Below are 14,289 nucleotides of genomic sequence, written 5' to 3' on the forward strand. Positions count from 1 at the left end.
CAATGAAATTTTTCAATAAAATAATTTTAGTATCAGGAATATCTGCGCTGCTTTTGTCATGTACCAATGAGCTGGATGTTCAGCCGGAAGGAACGCCTACAGAAGCCAGCTTCTGGAAAACGGAAAATGATCTGGTAACCGGTGCCAATGCAATGTATAAACCTTTGTTTGACGGAGAATTTTATGGAAGAGGGTTTTTCTGGTTTATCAATGCCAGTGACGATATGGTAACCGGAAGGGCGAAGAGTGAAGCCGACAATGCTAAGAATTTTAGCAGTAATTATATTGCTGCAGGTGATCTGGAAACACAGTGGAATAAAAGATTTAACGTGATTGGTGTTGCCAATCGTGTGATCCGTAATGTAGATAATATTCAGGCTTCAGCAGCGGTTAAAAATAAATATCTGGGAGAAGCCCTGTTTATGAGCAGCAGGATGTATTTCGAACTGGCTTATAATTACGGAAATGAAAAAGCGGGAATCCCCATCATAGACCGGACTAAAGAACCGGATCCCAACCCGATTCCGAGAACAGGTAATGTAATGGAGAATTATAACTATATCGTAAATGATCTGAAAAAAGCTGCAGAATTACTGCCTTCTCAGGAAGAGCTTTCTCCTAAAGATTACGGTAGACCACATAAGGCAGCTGCGTGGGCGCTTCTTGCCAAAGTCTATCTTTTTATGCAGGATTGGAAGAATGCTGAATTTTGGGCAAATGAAGTAATGACGAAGGGTAACAGAAAACTGTTGGGAAATTTTTCAGATGTTTTTAAATCAGAGAATAATTACAGCTCAGAATACATCTGGTCTATTCCCGGGACCCCTAAGTTTACCTCATGGGGAAGTATTCTTCCGGGTGTAATGCTTGAAAATAAAGGCTGGGGAGAATACAATGGCTGGGGATATTTTCAACCAACCAAAGAATTATATGACGAGTATGAAGCCAATGATGTAAGAAGAAGTGCAACCATCCTGAAACTGGGAGATCAGTTTACATTTAACGGAAAAACAAGAACTTATGCCTCTACCAATTCATTAACGGGTTATCAGTTCAATAAATACATGGATGCTTTTAAATATACCCTGAACAGTGGCCATGTAAGTGCGAATGGAGATTATCCTTGTACAGATCTTGCCGTTCCGATTATGCGTTACTCAGAAGTGATCCTGATCAAAGCAGAAGCTAAGCTGATGCAGGGACAGAATGCTGACCTGGAAATCAATATGATCAGGCTTCGTGCCGGTCTGTTACCAAAAACAGGATGTACACTGGCTGATCTTAAACATGAAAGACGTTGTGAGCTGGCAGGCGAGTGGGCAGACAGACACAGGGACCTTGTCCGTTGGGGAGATGCTAAAAACACCTATGCAAAAGCGCTTCACGGGATTAATGGTAACGAGGTCTGGGCTCCAAGAAACTTTAACCCCACAATACACAATGTATGGGCGGTTCCGCAGGTTGAAATTGTCAACAGCCATGGCGTGATCAAGCAAAATGAAGGGTGGTAAAATATGAATATAGATATAGACTGTATCATTGCGGAAACCCTGCAGTGATACGGTTTTTTTTAATAGTATTATGAAATTATCAAAAAAAATAGCAGCGGTACTGGCTTTTGGTCTGTTTACCCAAAACCAGGCTCAGAACTATCTGAAGTATACCGTAGGAAATGCCCATTCGCATAATGATTATCAGCAGGAGATTCCCTTTTGGCAGGCGTATTATGCCAATTTTGGTTCTGTTGAAGCGGATGTTTTTCTTGTAAAGGGGAAGTTATGGGTCGCGCATACCGAAAAAGAATTGTTACCAGACCGAACATTGGAAAGTCTGTACCTTGATCCGATATCGAAACAGATCAAGTTGAACAAAGGAAATATTTATTCTGATGGTAATAAAAAGTTGCAGCTGCTCATCGATATCAAACAGGACTATAAAACGTCTTTGAGTGCGTTGGTGGGTATTTTGAAGAAATATCCTGAAATTACTGGCTGTCCGGGAATTAAAATTGTGATCACTGGCGGAAGACCTCAGCCGGGTGATTTTAAAAACTATCCAAATTATCTCTCTTTTGACGGGAATCTTGATACAAACTATACCGCAGATCAACTGAAAAGAGTCGGAATGTTCAGTGCAGACTTTCAGGAACTTGTTAAATGGAACGGAAAAGGGATTCCAAGGGATGAAGAAACAGAAAAGATCAGACAGTCCGTATCAAAAGCCCATGCTCAGCAAAAGCCCATCCGGTTCTACGGAGCCCCTGATTTTACCAATGCCTGGGTGAATCTGATGGATCTTGATGTGGATTATATCAATACAGACCATATTCCTGATCTTAAAAAGTTCATCAATACCATTCCTAAGAATTTTTATAAGAATACAAAGGAGTATGAGGTCTATCAACCAACGTACAAAACAGATAAAACCGATAAGAAGGTTAAAAATGTTATTCTTCTGATTCCGGACGGAACTTCTCTTCCTCAATACTATGCTGCTTTTACGGCTAATAAAGGGAAACTGAATGTTTTTAATATGAAATCCACCGGCTTATCCAAAACCAATTCTTTGAACGCCTACATTACGGACTCCGCGCCGGGATCAACCGCATTTGCTACAGGCGTTAAAACTAAAAATACATTTGTAGGGGTAGATGATCAGGGAAAAGCTCTGGCTCAGATTCCGGATATCATTGCTGCTAAAGGAATGGTTTCGGGATTGATTTCCACAGGAGATGTGACGGATGCGACACCTGCTGATTTCTATGCCCATTCAGACAATAGGAATAGTTCGGAGCCCATTCTGAAAGATTTTGTCAGTTCTAAAACGAAAATTTTAATCGGAGGACCTACAAACGGATTGAGTCAGGAGAATGTGCAAAAGATCAAAGATGCCAAGATTGATTTCTACCAGGATCTGAAATCAGTCATTAAAATAAATAACCGAACATTGATTATTGATTCTTTGGCTTCACAAAGAATAAGTAATGGAAGAGGAAACTGGCTGGCTGATGCTTTTGATCTTACGTTAAATGATTTAAAAGAAAATAAAAAAGGCTTCTTTATGATGGTCGAAGCTTCGCAGACAGATGGCGGTGGTCACAGCAATAATCTGGAGCAGCTGGTCACTGAATTATTGGATTTTGATCATGTAGTAGGAAAAGCCATGAAGTTTGCAGATGAAAATAAAGAAACGCTGGTTATCGTCGTAGGAGACCATGAAACCGGAGGTCTGACGCTTTTGGACGGAAGTCTTAAAGAAGGTTGGGTTTTCGGGAATTTCAGTACGAATGATCATACCTCAATTCCATCCAGTGTATTTGCTTACGGACCCCATTCTCAGGAATTCACCGGGCTGTTTGAAAATACGGAGATCTTTCATAAAATACTGGAAGCCTACGGAATGCAGAAATAGTACGTTGATGAATTAATACGGAAACAATCCGGCTTAAAAAAAATGTAGTCTTTAGCAATTAAAGACTACATTTTTTATGGTAACGGATTATCAATTAATAATCTAGTTATAATTGGTTTTAATAATCAGTGTTGATAATTCTGCGGTGATGAAATCAATTGGCATCATACCGTAAGATCCTTTGGTGTTGTTTTGGAAGAAAGTATTTACCTTAGGATTGATATTGTCCGAAACTCCCGGAATGCTTGGTATTCCAAATATTAAAGGTTTGTATCCACTTGTGAAATTAATGAAAAGTTTGCCACTTGTATCATTTTTTGCTTCGTTGAAAAGGGTTGATATTTTGGTCCATTTTTCATCATTATTCGTTACTTTATAGTAATCCTGAACCTTTACTGATGTACCCGGAGTATTGTTAATCTCAAATGTAGTATTATCTGCCCATCCCGTGGCATTGATCCCTTTGGAAGCCTCTGCCGGGAATCTTCTCAGTAACCTGATTTTACCTCTGATATCTCCCAGCTTCGGAATGTTATTTCCCAGATCCCATTTAGAAGGATTTTTCTGAACATACGTGTCAAATGTTTTTTCAAAACTTCTGGATGTGTTTGAAGCATTGTATTCTTCTTTAACAGACATAATGATTGTTTCTGTAGGATGGCTCTCCAAAAATGCATAACATGCGTTGAGTACATCATCAAAGTTTAAATTTTGATAGATAGCACCATGATGTATTGCAAATGAATTATCAATATGTCTGCAACGGATATCCAGAAAACGGACTCCGGCATTAAGTTGCTGATCAATCGTAAGATTTTGGGTTTTTGCAGTACCACTGTTAGAGGGTATCTCTCTCATCGCACCGGAATCATGAGTGCCGGGGATAGAAATTTTAGCTATTGAAATATTATCCTGAAGGCCGGACATCCAGCTATTGGTTTCGATGGATGCTAAAGAAGTCCGGTCATTTTTTTTCTGAAGACTTAGGACTGTACTGTCTGAATCCATTTCGGCTGTTCTTTCCGAACAAGAGAAAAACATACTTGCAACGGTAATGCTAAGGAATAAAATTGTTGAAGATCTCATACTTTAATTTGATATAGTTGATGGTATTTTTATTTGATTAAAAATAAGGATATATCATATCAGGAGAAGTTAATTCAATCTTAAGAGATAATTAAGTTGTATTAAAGTATGAGAGTCGTGAATTTTCTAATTTATGGAAAAAGTTAATAAATGAAGTCTCTTTTTAAACCGGGGATTTTAAATTTGTTTTCCCCAATCCTGAAATTGTTCATTTTGATCAAAGTCTTAAACGGATGGATCAGTTCTTTGTGAATATCTTTTGGGATCACTTTTTCATCCTCATCGCAGGAACCATGTTCTTCATCAATAATGACTTTTCCTGTTGAGAAATTGATTTCGTTCAGATTATTAAAATCACAGGTGTCTTCAAATCTGTCAGATGAGCCGATGAGGTAAAAATCACCGTTCTGAAATCTAAAGGTATGTGTATAAGTCTGGGTATGTCTTGAATTCGTATTGAATATTTGGGTAATAGAAAGACTGTTATTCTTAATGGATATTTCAGGAGCAGCATTGCTTTCCGGATAAAATCCCATTCCGCTGGAAAAAAGTACTGAGTTGTTTTCCTTCCATATTTTCAGCTGGCCGTCTACGTCTTTTAAGATGAAAAATGATCTCAGGAAATCATCGCGGTCATCCAGATTGGTTTTTTTATCTGTATTGAAAATAAATACGGTTTCATCTTTTCCGTCTTTATCCAGATCTCCTTTCGCTTCGGCAATTTTTTGATAGCCTTTCGGGACCGCAAAGTTTTTCAGATTCTGGGCATGAAATCCTACGACTAACAAAGAAGTGGCGAGAGAGAAAAGCTGTTTCATTTTAAAAGAATTAAATTATGAACCAAAATCTTCTTTCTTTACCTCTGTATCTTCCAGATTACACAGGCACCCTTTGATGGTTTTGTAAACTCCTGTAATCTCAGTTTCTTTTCCCTTGCTGTCTGTAACGGTAATTCCTGTGGAAAATGATTCATCTTCCGCGGAATACGTTCTGAAAAGTTGATATTTATAGTTATTATTGGTAAAGGTCAGATAGTTGAGGTCCATACCTGCATTTTGTTTTCCGCCACCTCTGTGGTAAGAACTGTAGGTAAACTGCTTCCAGCTTTCTTTGGTCCTTGTGGCTGGAAATTCCATCTCTACACGATTTTTACTCCCAAATCTATACTGAATATAACCGTTCTTTTTATCTTTCACCAAAGCCATTTTCTTCCCGTTTTTGGTGTCAAATGAGAATACAGTTTCCTCATTAGGCAAAAGATATTGTGCCGAAAATACCATCGGGATCATGACCGCAAAAAGCAGAAAAAAGTTTCTCATAAAATCTGTATATTTTCAAATTACCGCATCGTCAAATCAACGAATCATCACATCATCCAGATCCTTCCAGAACATCGGGTAAGATTTCTCTACCACATCTTCCTCTTCAATATTGAGTTCTCTGATCAGGCAGAACGGAGCAAAACTCATCGCCATTCTGTGATCCTGATACGTTTTGATGGAAATATTTTCTTCCGGTTCTCCAAAACTTAGAGATTTGATGGTAAGATCTGTGATCTCTGTTTCGGTTCCCAGTTTTTTCAGTTCATTATATAAAGCCTGAAGTCTGTCGGTTTCTTTTACTCTTAAAGTTCCCAGTCCGGAAATTTCGAACGGAATTTTTAAGGCTGCTGCCGTTACGCAAAGTGTTTGAGCGATATCCGGGCAGTTGTTCATATCCAGAACAATTTTTTCCGGGAATGAGAAGTTTTGCTCAGGTATCAACGTTAGTTTATGTTCATCTTCTGTGAATATCGTTTTAATACCGAAAAAGTCTTCATAGATCTTAGCAATGGCAGAATCTCCCTGGGTAGACTCTTTGTAAAAACTTTTCAGGTGAATGGTTTCTCTTCCCAGTGCACAGATCGAGTAGAAGTACGAAGCCGAGCTCCAGTCACTTTCCACTTCATAATTCACTGTTGACAACTCACTGTTCGAGTCAAAAGGTTCTACTTTAATGGTATTTCCTTCAAAGCTGTTTTTAATTCCGAATTTAGTCAGAATATCCAGCGTCATTTCGATATATGATCTTGAAGTGACTTCTCCAACCAGATTAATTTCCAGTCCGTTTTCCAGTTTCCCGGCAATCAGAAGGAGAGAAGTGATGAACTGGCTGGATATATTAGCCGGAACGTTCACCTGCTTTTGAGTGATCTTTTTTCCTGTGATTTTTAAAGGCGGATAACCTTCATTTTCCAAATACTCAATTTCTGCCCCTAAGTCTTTCAAGGCGCTCACGAGGTTTTTGATCGGCCTTTCCTTCATCCTTTTGGATCCGGTAAGAATCGTCGTTTTTCCTTCAAAGATCGAATAGTAAGACGCAAGAAAACGCATGGCGGTTCCTGCATGATGGATGTCTACGGTTTCCGTATTTTCAGACAGTGCTTTTTTCAGCAACTGTGTATCCTGAGAATTGGATAAATTCCCGATATGTATGTTTTTAAATAAACTTTCCAAAATCAACAAACGATTCGAAATACTTTTCGAACCGCTGATCTGAACTGTTTTATCTGCTGATAATTTTGATTTTTCTAACTTCATTGTTTCTTCAAATTAGAGACATCAGATGACAGACATCAGATATCAGATTGTTTAACGTCTGATATCTGGTGTCTCATATCTGAAATCTATTTCTATTTTAACTTCTCATTATTCTGATGACGCTCTTTATCGCGGTCAGTTTTGATCTTCATCTTTTTGTCGAAAGCTTCCTGCAGATTTACTCCGGTCTGGTTGGCTAAACATAATGTTACAAACAGTACATCTGCCAGTTCTTCGCCGAGATCTTTGCTTTTATCGCTTTCTTTTTCGCTCTGTTCGCCATATCGTCTGGCTATGATTCTGGCTACTTCGCCTACCTCTTCGGTGAGCATCGCCATATTGGTCAGTTCATTGAAATAGCGGACTCCGATGGTTTTGATCCATTCGTCTACCTGCTGCTGCAATTGTGTTATTTCCATTATTGATAAGCGCCAAGTGTAGGGTTAGTGGTTCTCGATACATTCACAATATCAAGAGGTACGGTTCCCGCTACGGTTAAGTTTCCTTTTCCTCTGGCCGGAGATGTTGTTTTTACTCTTAAATTCATCTTAGCCGCAAAATAGTTAAGGAATTGTGGTTCCTGATTTTTGATGCTTTGGATGACATTAGCACTGGTGTCAAAATTAAATCCGGCTTCAGGTACACCTGAATATTTGATTAATGAGTTCTGAATAAGGAATTCAAACTGCTGACCCGGAGTCTGTTCAAAATTCACAGAATTATCGCGGTCTGAATACACAATACTGTTCTTGATGTCAAGACGCTGTAGAGCTCCTTGTTCTGTGGTTCCTGCGGCATTTTTCCATTCGTTGGCAGCGGTAATTCCGTTTCTGTTGAATGCTCCCATTGTTTTGGAATAATTGGCAATGGTAGCGTGTGTATAGCTGTGATTTCCTCCTCTGAAGATCCCGATGCAAGACTCGCCACAATTATTCATGACTAAGTTTTTAGCAGTAACTGTTGAGCCAACAGCATAAATACCGTATTCAAAGAAGTTATGGATGAATGAGTTGCTGATATTGGCAATATTCTGTTTCATATCCAGTCCTCTGGTTCCTCCGAAAAGTCTCGCGAAATTCATATTAAGATTAGAATTGGCTTCCATACGGATAGAGTTCCAGTTTTTAGGAAGGGTATCGTGATCCAGATCGTTTCGATCTCCGCGGAGAATAACTTCATCATTCAGTGCTCCATTAATATTTAAGGTAGCACCAGTGGAAACTTTCATCCCACTGTTGGTGTGGAAATACACTTTTGTTCCAGGTTGAATATCCAGTGTTATATTAGGATTGATGGTAAGGTCACCATAAATAATCTTCGCTTTATTTTTACTCCAGACTGTATGGGTGGCAATCTGGTTAGGATTGGTAGGGGTTTGAATGAAGAATTCCGCATCCTGTACCACTGAGAATAAAGTAACATGCTGCTGTCCTGCGCCGCTGCTGAATAGGATTTTGTCCTCAGCGATAGCTTCAGGTCCGGTAGCTTGCGGAGCAATTTCAACGAAAATATACATGCTGTCTTTCTTTCTCAAAGGAACATCTTTAAAATCATAACCCGGTTTTCCGTCTACATTGATTCTATATAATGATGCACTTCCTTTTTCCAGATTGATTCTTGGGATAAGAACGTCTTTGTCTTCATTATTATATACCTTTACCAAATACGTTTCAGAACGTACCTGATGATAAACAGTGTCACAGAATACCGTGTCCTTTGAAAAACGTAACTGCTGTGAAGGGGCATCAAAAGTAATATCGTCTTTATTACATGATACCGCTACAAGAAGCATCCAGAAAGAAAAAGCCAGTAATAGTTTGAATTTCATCGAAATTAAAGTTTAATAGATTCCAAATTTAACGAAAATACTTTGAATTTCTTATCAATAAAAAAAATTGAATGGAGTATTTGGATATTTAAAAAAATGTTGTATTTTTGCAGCCTAAAATTAGCAGAGAAATACCATTACTATTTCGAAAGCAAACTTTAATTTTTTAAAAATTGTATTATGAAAAAAGGAATCCACCCAGAAAATTATAGACTTGTTGTTTTCAAAGATATGAGTAACGACGACGTGTTTCTTTGTAAGTCTACTGCAGAAACAAAAGATAGTATCGAATTCGAAGGACAAGAGTACCCATTGATCAAAATGGAAATCTCTTCAACTTCTCACCCTTTCTACACTGGTAAAGTGAAGTTAGTTGATACTGCAGGTAGAGTTGATAAGTTTATGAACAAATACAAAAAATTCGCTAAGTAATTTTTTGTTATCAAACATACTGAAGTCTTCCAATATATTGGGAGACTTTTTTTGTTGGTAGAAGCTAGAAGTTAGTTGGGTGTACTTTGTGCTTTATCTCTATAAATTGTAATTGTATTCTTTTTAAATAAAAGGACAGATATTCTTACTATGAGACTCATTAACTAACTTCTAATCCCTAATCCCTAATCCCTAACTTCTAATTTCTCCATTCCCGCTATTTTCGTATTTTTGTTCTGAACAGAAATCAGATGCTGCAAATAGTGATGAAGTACAATACTTCCATCCCGAGTATTTAATTTCTAACTTCTAATCTCTAACTTCTAAAATAATGCAATTAGTATTTTCAGATGCCCAGTATTGGGAAGATTTTCTTCCGCTTACCTTTACCCGTCCTGTTGCCGCCATGCGATGCGGAATCCTGACTTTTTCTGAGCGATGGCAAAAAATCCTTGGAAATACCGAAGTTTCGTATTTTACCGAAAATTATCTTCAGAATAAATTTAAAGCCCCAGAAGACAAAGAAAGTCTTTTCTTGGTCACCAATTTCCTGCCGACTGAAACAGTCATTCAACAGATTAAAGATCTTAAGCAGGGTGAAGCTTTGGTTTATGAAGATGAACTGGTGGCTGCCAGAATCAATATGAAAGGTTTTTCCCTGAATCAGATCGAAAAGATGACGGATATCAAAGAGAAACTGGTATTCTTTAAAAAGCCATCAGACCTGTTTACTTATAATCACCTTGCAATCGATTTTGATTTCAACCTTATTACTGAAGGGAGAACTTCTCAGGAATTATCTTCTACCAATGGATTTTTAGGAGATAAAAAAGATTTGTTCATTGAAGAAGGAGCGCAGGTAGAATTTTCTACGATCAATACGAAAACGGGAAAGATTTACATTGGGAAAAACGCTGAGGTGATGGAAGGCTGCAATCTTCGCGGACCTATATCATTGGGAGAAGATTCCAAATTTAATTTAGGTTCCAAAATTTACGGAGCTACAACGGTAGGCCCACATTGTAAAGTAGGAGGTGAGGTGAATAACATTATTATCTTCGGCTATTCAAGTAAAGGGCATGAAGGTTTTGTAGGGAATTCTGTGATTGGCGAATGGTGTAATTTCGGGGCAGATACGAACTCTTCCAATCTTAAAAACAATTACAGCCAGGTCAAACTGTGGAATTACAGAACAAAAGCTTTTGAAGACACAGGACTTCAGTTCGCCGGTCTGATTATGGGAGACCACTCCAAAACGGCGATCAATACGCAGTTAAATACAGGAACGGTAATTGGTGTTGCTTCCAATATATTTAAACCTGGGTTTCCTCCCAATCTTGTGGAGAACTTTTCGTGGGGCGGATGTAAAGATGATGAAAGATTCAAATTGGATAAAGCCTATGAAGTGGCAGAACGGGCTATGGCGAGAAGGAAAGTGCAATTAACGGATGATGATAAAGCAATTTTAAAACATATTTTTGATACCTATTAATATTGAAAGCCTCCATTCCGGAGGCTTTTTTGTTACTGAGAGTTATTTGAAACGGAAACCTTTTGTTCTGCCACGGATTAGACGGACTTTCACAGATGATTGTATTTCTAAAGCTTTGGTAAGCAAAAAAAATGTCGTGTAAGTTTTCTATTTCTTTGTGAAATTTCAAATTTATTATACCGAAAAATAGCAGAAAACTTAAGATTTTGAAATTATCTTTCAGAAAAGAAAAAAAATAGGTATTTTTATAAACATCATGAAAACTCTTTTACAGAAGGGCTTTATGAGTATGAAGCGGAAACAAAATGCGAAAAACAACATTTATTTTACAATGTAGTGTAATAGAATTAAGATTTTAATTGTCTTATTAATAGAAACAAAACTCATGACCCAAGAAACTTTCAAGAATACGGTGTTTATTCTCAAAGACGAGATGTATCGTTTTGCGAAAAGATTTGTTATGAGCAGTGATGAAGCAGAGGACGTGGTGCAGGACCTGATGATGAAGTTCTGGCAGAAGAGGGAGGAGCTGGGGCAATTTGGAAATTTGAAATCCTATGCTTTAAAGTCCGTCCGGAACGAATGCCTGAACCGCCTGAAACACCACGATGTGAAGTTGGGATTTGCAGATTTGCAGCTTCACCGCTCAGAACTATACAGCATGGATATCAATAATCTGAAGGAGTATATCATAGGTTTTATCAACCAGCTCCCGGAAAAACAGAAAATGGTGATCCATCTGAAAGATGTAGAAGAATATGAAGTCTCGGAAATTTCCGAAATGCTGGAGATGGAAGAAAACGCAGTAAGAGTCAATCTGATGCGGGCGAGACAAAAAGTAAAAGAACAAATATCACAACTGATGAGCTATGAACAAAGATCAATCTCAGAATAAATACGACGAAATCTTCCGGGATATAAAGGAAGAGAAAATGGACTGGAGCTTTGAAGACTTTCTTCAGAAAACAGAAGAAGCAGCTCCCGGTATGGAAACAAAGGATGCTCCCATCATCCCGCTTCAGAAGAATAAACCTTCTTTCCCGAAATGGTTCTGGATGGCAGCCGGAATAGTGCTTATTTTCAGTGTAGGTTTTTTCTTTAATCATTACCGTACAGGGGTTATTGAAAAGGAACAGTTTGTAAAAAATGAAGTTTTAAAGCAGAAATCAAAATTTATAGAAGAGAATAACGACCACCAGGAGCAGGTAGCGGTAAACCACACCGATTCTATTTCCGGGGCGAAGAAGGATTCTATATTTCAGGAGAATTCGGTAGCGGAAAAAGATGTACTGGATGAAATTCTGCCAAAAAGAGGAAGGCTTAAAAAAGAAACAAGGCCGAGATTTGTAAACAACGCCTCTTTTAAAAACAACAAGGCTTTAAATGATTCTACAGGCTATAAAAATTCTTACGTTATTGTCAACGGTAAAAGAATCGATAATGTAGAAGAAGCCATCAATGTGACTAAATATTCATTCCAGATATTTGCAAATAACGTTAGTGAAAAGTTAGTACAGCCTACCGTCGTAGACGACGATTATTAACAAAAATAGATTATGCACCTGATCAGGCAAAAATAATCAGCTTTAAAAGAAATAAAAATTGACTCATGAAAAAAATATTCATAATATTCGCGCTTGCCTTTTCCCACTTCTTTACGGTGTATGGGCAGGGTGATAAGTTCGACAGACTTTTTGAAAAATATCAGGAAGTGGAAGGTGTAACCTCTATTAAAATTGCTAAACCCATGTTCGGGATGCTCAGCAGTCTTAATATTGATGATTCGCAGTTGGATCAGATCAAGCCGCTGTTGTCTAAAATTAACGGATTGAAGATTCTGATCACCGAAAATCCGGAAAAAGCCAATACTAAAGAAGGTATTCAGGTACAGACCCATTTGTCTCAGTTGAATAAAGATGTAGCCTCTTATTTAAAAACGCTCAATTACAGCGAAATCATGACTGTGAACAGTTCCGGATCGAAGATTAAATTTCTTTCCGCCGAAGCAAAAGACGGAATCCTGGATGACCTGCTGTTGAGCATCGACGGAGGAAAAGGAGAAAATATCCTGGTAATGCTGGATGGGAAACTTTCCATGGATGATGTGAATAAGATCATCAATTCCAGTGAGACGAAAACTAAAACCAGTTCGGTAACCACTACCAGAAGCAGTTTTACCGCTGAAAGTAATTCCTCTTATATTAACGGGGAAGCAAGAAATGTCGGTGAATTCTCAGGAATTCAGGTGAGTACAGGCGTTAATGTGGTTTTCAAGCAGGAAAGCCCAACCAGTGTAAAGGTGATTGCCGATGCCGATAAACTTCAGTATGTGATCACGAAAGTGGAAAACGGAGTTTTAAAAGTGTATATAGATAATAAGGGAACGAAGAATTTAAGATTTAGAAATCTAAGTGTTAATATTTCTTCCCCAAGAATGGATAATATCAAAGCTTCTTCAGGATCTAACTTCAATGTGGTGAATTCTATCAGAGAAAATAATCTTACGATTGATGCATCATCCGGAGCTAATGTACATGGAGATTTTAAAATTTCAAATTCAGTGGACATCGGGATTTCTTCAGGTTCAAATATCAGAGCGGGAATTACAGCGGGAACCATTATGGTAAAAGCTTCCAGCGGATCCAATGCAGCAATTGAAGGAAAAGCGAATTCAGGAATCATAGACATCAGCAGCGGAGCGCTCGTCAAAGCAGATGAACTGAGACTGGACAGTCTTGAGGCAGAAGCGACATCCGGGGCCAACCTGTCTGTAAATGTTTCAAGCAGACTGAAAGTAAGAGCGTCTTCAGGAGGATTGGTAAAATACAAAGGAAGACCTGAAATAGAAGCTAACATCAGCAAAACATCCGGAGGTACTCTGAAACCTATCGACTAAAAAATAACGGCCATGAAAACTTTAATAAACGTCTTTGTAGGAATCTTCGCAGTACTTGTTCTTCATTCTTGTATAGCGTCTCGCAGACCTAATATCGATTTCTTTAAACAGTCGGGGTACGATTATAAAGGAGCCAAATTTGCAAGCTTCAATGTTCCGTTATTTCTCGCTAAACCTTTTATCAAGAAGGCATTAAGAGAAGACGGCGAAAGTGAAGAAGTGATTGCCCTGATCAAAAAAGTATCTAAGATCAGAGTCATGACGGTAGATAACGGCAGTAAAACCATGCTGAACGACTACTCCAAATATTTAAACGACAATGATTTTGAAGACTGGGCTACCATTAAACACGACGGAGAAAACGTTAATGTAAGGGTAAAACAGAACGGAGAAACCATTAAAAATATGATGATCACCGTGAACTCAGATAAAGAACTGGTTTTTGTGGATGTGAGAGGGAGCTTTACTGCAGACGATATTTCAAAAGTGATCAATGCCGCTACAGATAAATAAAAATTTTTACTGTTGGAAAAAAATTAATAAGAGAGGTATGTCTTGCTAAAAT

Annotated in this window: 14 protein-coding genes; 8 read left to right on the forward strand and 6 right to left on the reverse strand. The window is 38.2% G+C overall.

The features are described from left to right. The first annotated feature begins 2 nt into the window (after nucleotides 1-2). Complete coding sequence (locus BUA72_RS00065) at nucleotides 3-1,511, forward strand: RagB/SusD family nutrient uptake outer membrane protein (protein WP_072921194.1); 1,509 nt, start codon at nucleotides 3-5, stop codon at nucleotides 1,509-1,511. Between the two features lie 70 nt (nucleotides 1,512-1,581). Next, nucleotides 1,582-3,411, forward strand: a complete 1,830-nt coding sequence (locus BUA72_RS00070) for an alkaline phosphatase (protein WP_072921195.1) — start codon at nucleotides 1,582-1,584, stop codon at nucleotides 3,409-3,411. A gap of 102 nt (nucleotides 3,412-3,513) precedes the next feature. Here the strand turns inward: BUA72_RS00070 and BUA72_RS00075 are convergent, their stop codons facing one another. The 6 genes from BUA72_RS00075 to BUA72_RS00100 form a co-directional block, all read right to left on the reverse strand. Next, nucleotides 3,514-4,497 (reverse strand): phosphatidylinositol-specific phospholipase C, encoded by a 984-nt coding sequence (locus tag BUA72_RS00075; RefSeq protein WP_072921196.1) that lies wholly within the window; start codon nucleotides 4,495-4,497, stop codon nucleotides 3,514-3,516. Between the two features lie 143 nt (nucleotides 4,498-4,640). After that, on the reverse strand, nucleotides 4,641-5,315 hold the full coding sequence (locus BUA72_RS00080; RefSeq protein WP_072921197.1) for a hypothetical protein: 675 nt from the start codon (nucleotides 5,313-5,315) through the stop codon (nucleotides 4,641-4,643). A 15-nt stretch (nucleotides 5,316-5,330) separates the two neighbouring features. Beyond that, nucleotides 5,331-5,816, reverse strand: a complete 486-nt coding sequence (locus BUA72_RS00085) for a hypothetical protein (RefSeq protein WP_072921198.1) — start codon at nucleotides 5,814-5,816, stop codon at nucleotides 5,331-5,333. A gap of 36 nt (nucleotides 5,817-5,852) precedes the next feature. Then, nucleotides 5,853-7,076: a 3-phosphoshikimate 1-carboxyvinyltransferase gene (locus BUA72_RS00090; protein WP_072921199.1), complete on the reverse strand. Its 1,224-nt coding sequence runs from the start codon at nucleotides 7,074-7,076 to the stop codon at nucleotides 5,853-5,855. 92 nt (nucleotides 7,077-7,168) lie between these two features. Further along, a complete protein-coding gene (locus tag BUA72_RS00095; RefSeq protein WP_034731670.1) occupies nucleotides 7,169-7,495 on the reverse strand; it encodes a nucleotide pyrophosphohydrolase in 327 nt (108 codons plus the stop codon). Further along, complete coding sequence (locus BUA72_RS00100) at nucleotides 7,495-8,904, reverse strand: hypothetical protein (protein WP_072921200.1); 1,410 nt, start codon at nucleotides 8,902-8,904, stop codon at nucleotides 7,495-7,497. The genes BUA72_RS00095 and BUA72_RS00100 overlap by 1 nt, the downstream gene beginning before the upstream one ends. A gap of 180 nt (nucleotides 8,905-9,084) precedes the next feature. On the opposite strand from BUA72_RS00100, the gene BUA72_RS00105 reads away from it, so the two are divergent. The 6 genes from BUA72_RS00105 (at nucleotide 9,085) to BUA72_RS00130 (ending at nucleotide 14,237) form a co-directional block, all read left to right on the forward strand. Next, nucleotides 9,085-9,336, forward strand: a complete 252-nt coding sequence (locus BUA72_RS00105; protein ID WP_034731665.1) for a type B 50S ribosomal protein L31 — start codon at nucleotides 9,085-9,087, stop codon at nucleotides 9,334-9,336. Between the two features lie 331 nt (nucleotides 9,337-9,667). Continuing rightward, nucleotides 9,668-10,828, forward strand: a complete 1,161-nt coding sequence (locus BUA72_RS00110; RefSeq protein ID WP_072921201.1) for a GlmU family protein — start codon at nucleotides 9,668-9,670, stop codon at nucleotides 10,826-10,828. A gap of 385 nt (nucleotides 10,829-11,213) precedes the next feature. Continuing rightward, nucleotides 11,214-11,723: an RNA polymerase sigma factor gene (locus tag BUA72_RS00115; protein WP_034731659.1), complete on the forward strand. Its 510-nt coding sequence runs from the start codon at nucleotides 11,214-11,216 to the stop codon at nucleotides 11,721-11,723. Then, on the forward strand, nucleotides 11,698-12,372 hold the full coding sequence (locus BUA72_RS00120) for a hypothetical protein (RefSeq protein WP_175548840.1): 675 nt from the start codon (nucleotides 11,698-11,700) through the stop codon (nucleotides 12,370-12,372). The genes BUA72_RS00115 and BUA72_RS00120 overlap by 26 nt, the downstream gene beginning before the upstream one ends. A gap of 65 nt (nucleotides 12,373-12,437) precedes the next feature. After that, nucleotides 12,438-13,724 (forward strand): DUF4252 domain-containing protein, encoded by a 1,287-nt coding sequence (locus BUA72_RS00125; RefSeq protein ID WP_072921202.1) that lies wholly within the window; start codon nucleotides 12,438-12,440, stop codon nucleotides 13,722-13,724. A 12-nt stretch (nucleotides 13,725-13,736) separates the two neighbouring features. Further along, nucleotides 13,737-14,237, forward strand: a complete 501-nt coding sequence (locus BUA72_RS00130) for a DUF4252 domain-containing protein (protein WP_072921203.1) — start codon at nucleotides 13,737-13,739, stop codon at nucleotides 14,235-14,237. Nucleotides 14,238-14,289 lie beyond the last annotated feature (52 nt).

Origin of the sequence: Chryseobacterium sp. OV279, assembly GCF_900128945.1 — a bacterium.
GTDB lineage: Bacteria > Bacteroidota > Bacteroidia > Flavobacteriales > Weeksellaceae > Chryseobacterium.

Excerpts from the sequence above, each read along its gene's own strand:
- BUA72_RS00065 (WP_072921194.1), top strand. The coding sequence starts at position 3 with ATGAAATTTTTCAATAAAATAATTTTAGTATCAGGAATATCTGCGCTG.
- BUA72_RS00070 (WP_072921195.1), top strand. The coding sequence starts at position 1,582 with ATGAAATTATCAAAAAAAATAGCAGCGGTACTGGCTTTTGGTCTGTTT.
- BUA72_RS00075 (WP_072921196.1), bottom strand. The coding sequence starts at position 4,497 with ATGAGATCTTCAACAATTTTATTCCTTAGCATTACCGTTGCAAGTATG.
- BUA72_RS00080 (WP_072921197.1), bottom strand. The coding sequence starts at position 5,315 with ATGAAACAGCTTTTCTCTCTCGCCACTTCTTTGTTAGTCGTAGGATTT.
- BUA72_RS00085 (WP_072921198.1), bottom strand. The coding sequence starts at position 5,816 with ATGAGAAACTTTTTTCTGCTTTTTGCGGTCATGATCCCGATGGTATTT.
- BUA72_RS00090 (WP_072921199.1), bottom strand. The coding sequence starts at position 7,076 with ATGAAGTTAGAAAAATCAAAATTATCAGCAGATAAAACAGTTCAGATC.
- BUA72_RS00095 (WP_034731670.1), bottom strand. The coding sequence starts at position 7,495 with ATGGAAATAACACAATTGCAGCAGCAGGTAGACGAATGGATCAAAACC.
- BUA72_RS00100 (WP_072921200.1), bottom strand. The coding sequence starts at position 8,904 with ATGAAATTCAAACTATTACTGGCTTTTTCTTTCTGGATGCTTCTTGTA.
- BUA72_RS00105 (WP_034731665.1), top strand. The coding sequence starts at position 9,085 with ATGAAAAAAGGAATCCACCCAGAAAATTATAGACTTGTTGTTTTCAAA.
- BUA72_RS00110 (WP_072921201.1), top strand. The coding sequence starts at position 9,668 with ATGCAATTAGTATTTTCAGATGCCCAGTATTGGGAAGATTTTCTTCCG.
- BUA72_RS00115 (WP_034731659.1), top strand. The coding sequence starts at position 11,214 with ATGACCCAAGAAACTTTCAAGAATACGGTGTTTATTCTCAAAGACGAG.
- BUA72_RS00120 (WP_175548840.1), top strand. The coding sequence starts at position 11,698 with ATGAACAAAGATCAATCTCAGAATAAATACGACGAAATCTTCCGGGAT.
- BUA72_RS00125 (WP_072921202.1), top strand. The coding sequence starts at position 12,438 with ATGAAAAAAATATTCATAATATTCGCGCTTGCCTTTTCCCACTTCTTT.
- BUA72_RS00130 (WP_072921203.1), top strand. The coding sequence starts at position 13,737 with ATGAAAACTTTAATAAACGTCTTTGTAGGAATCTTCGCAGTACTTGTT.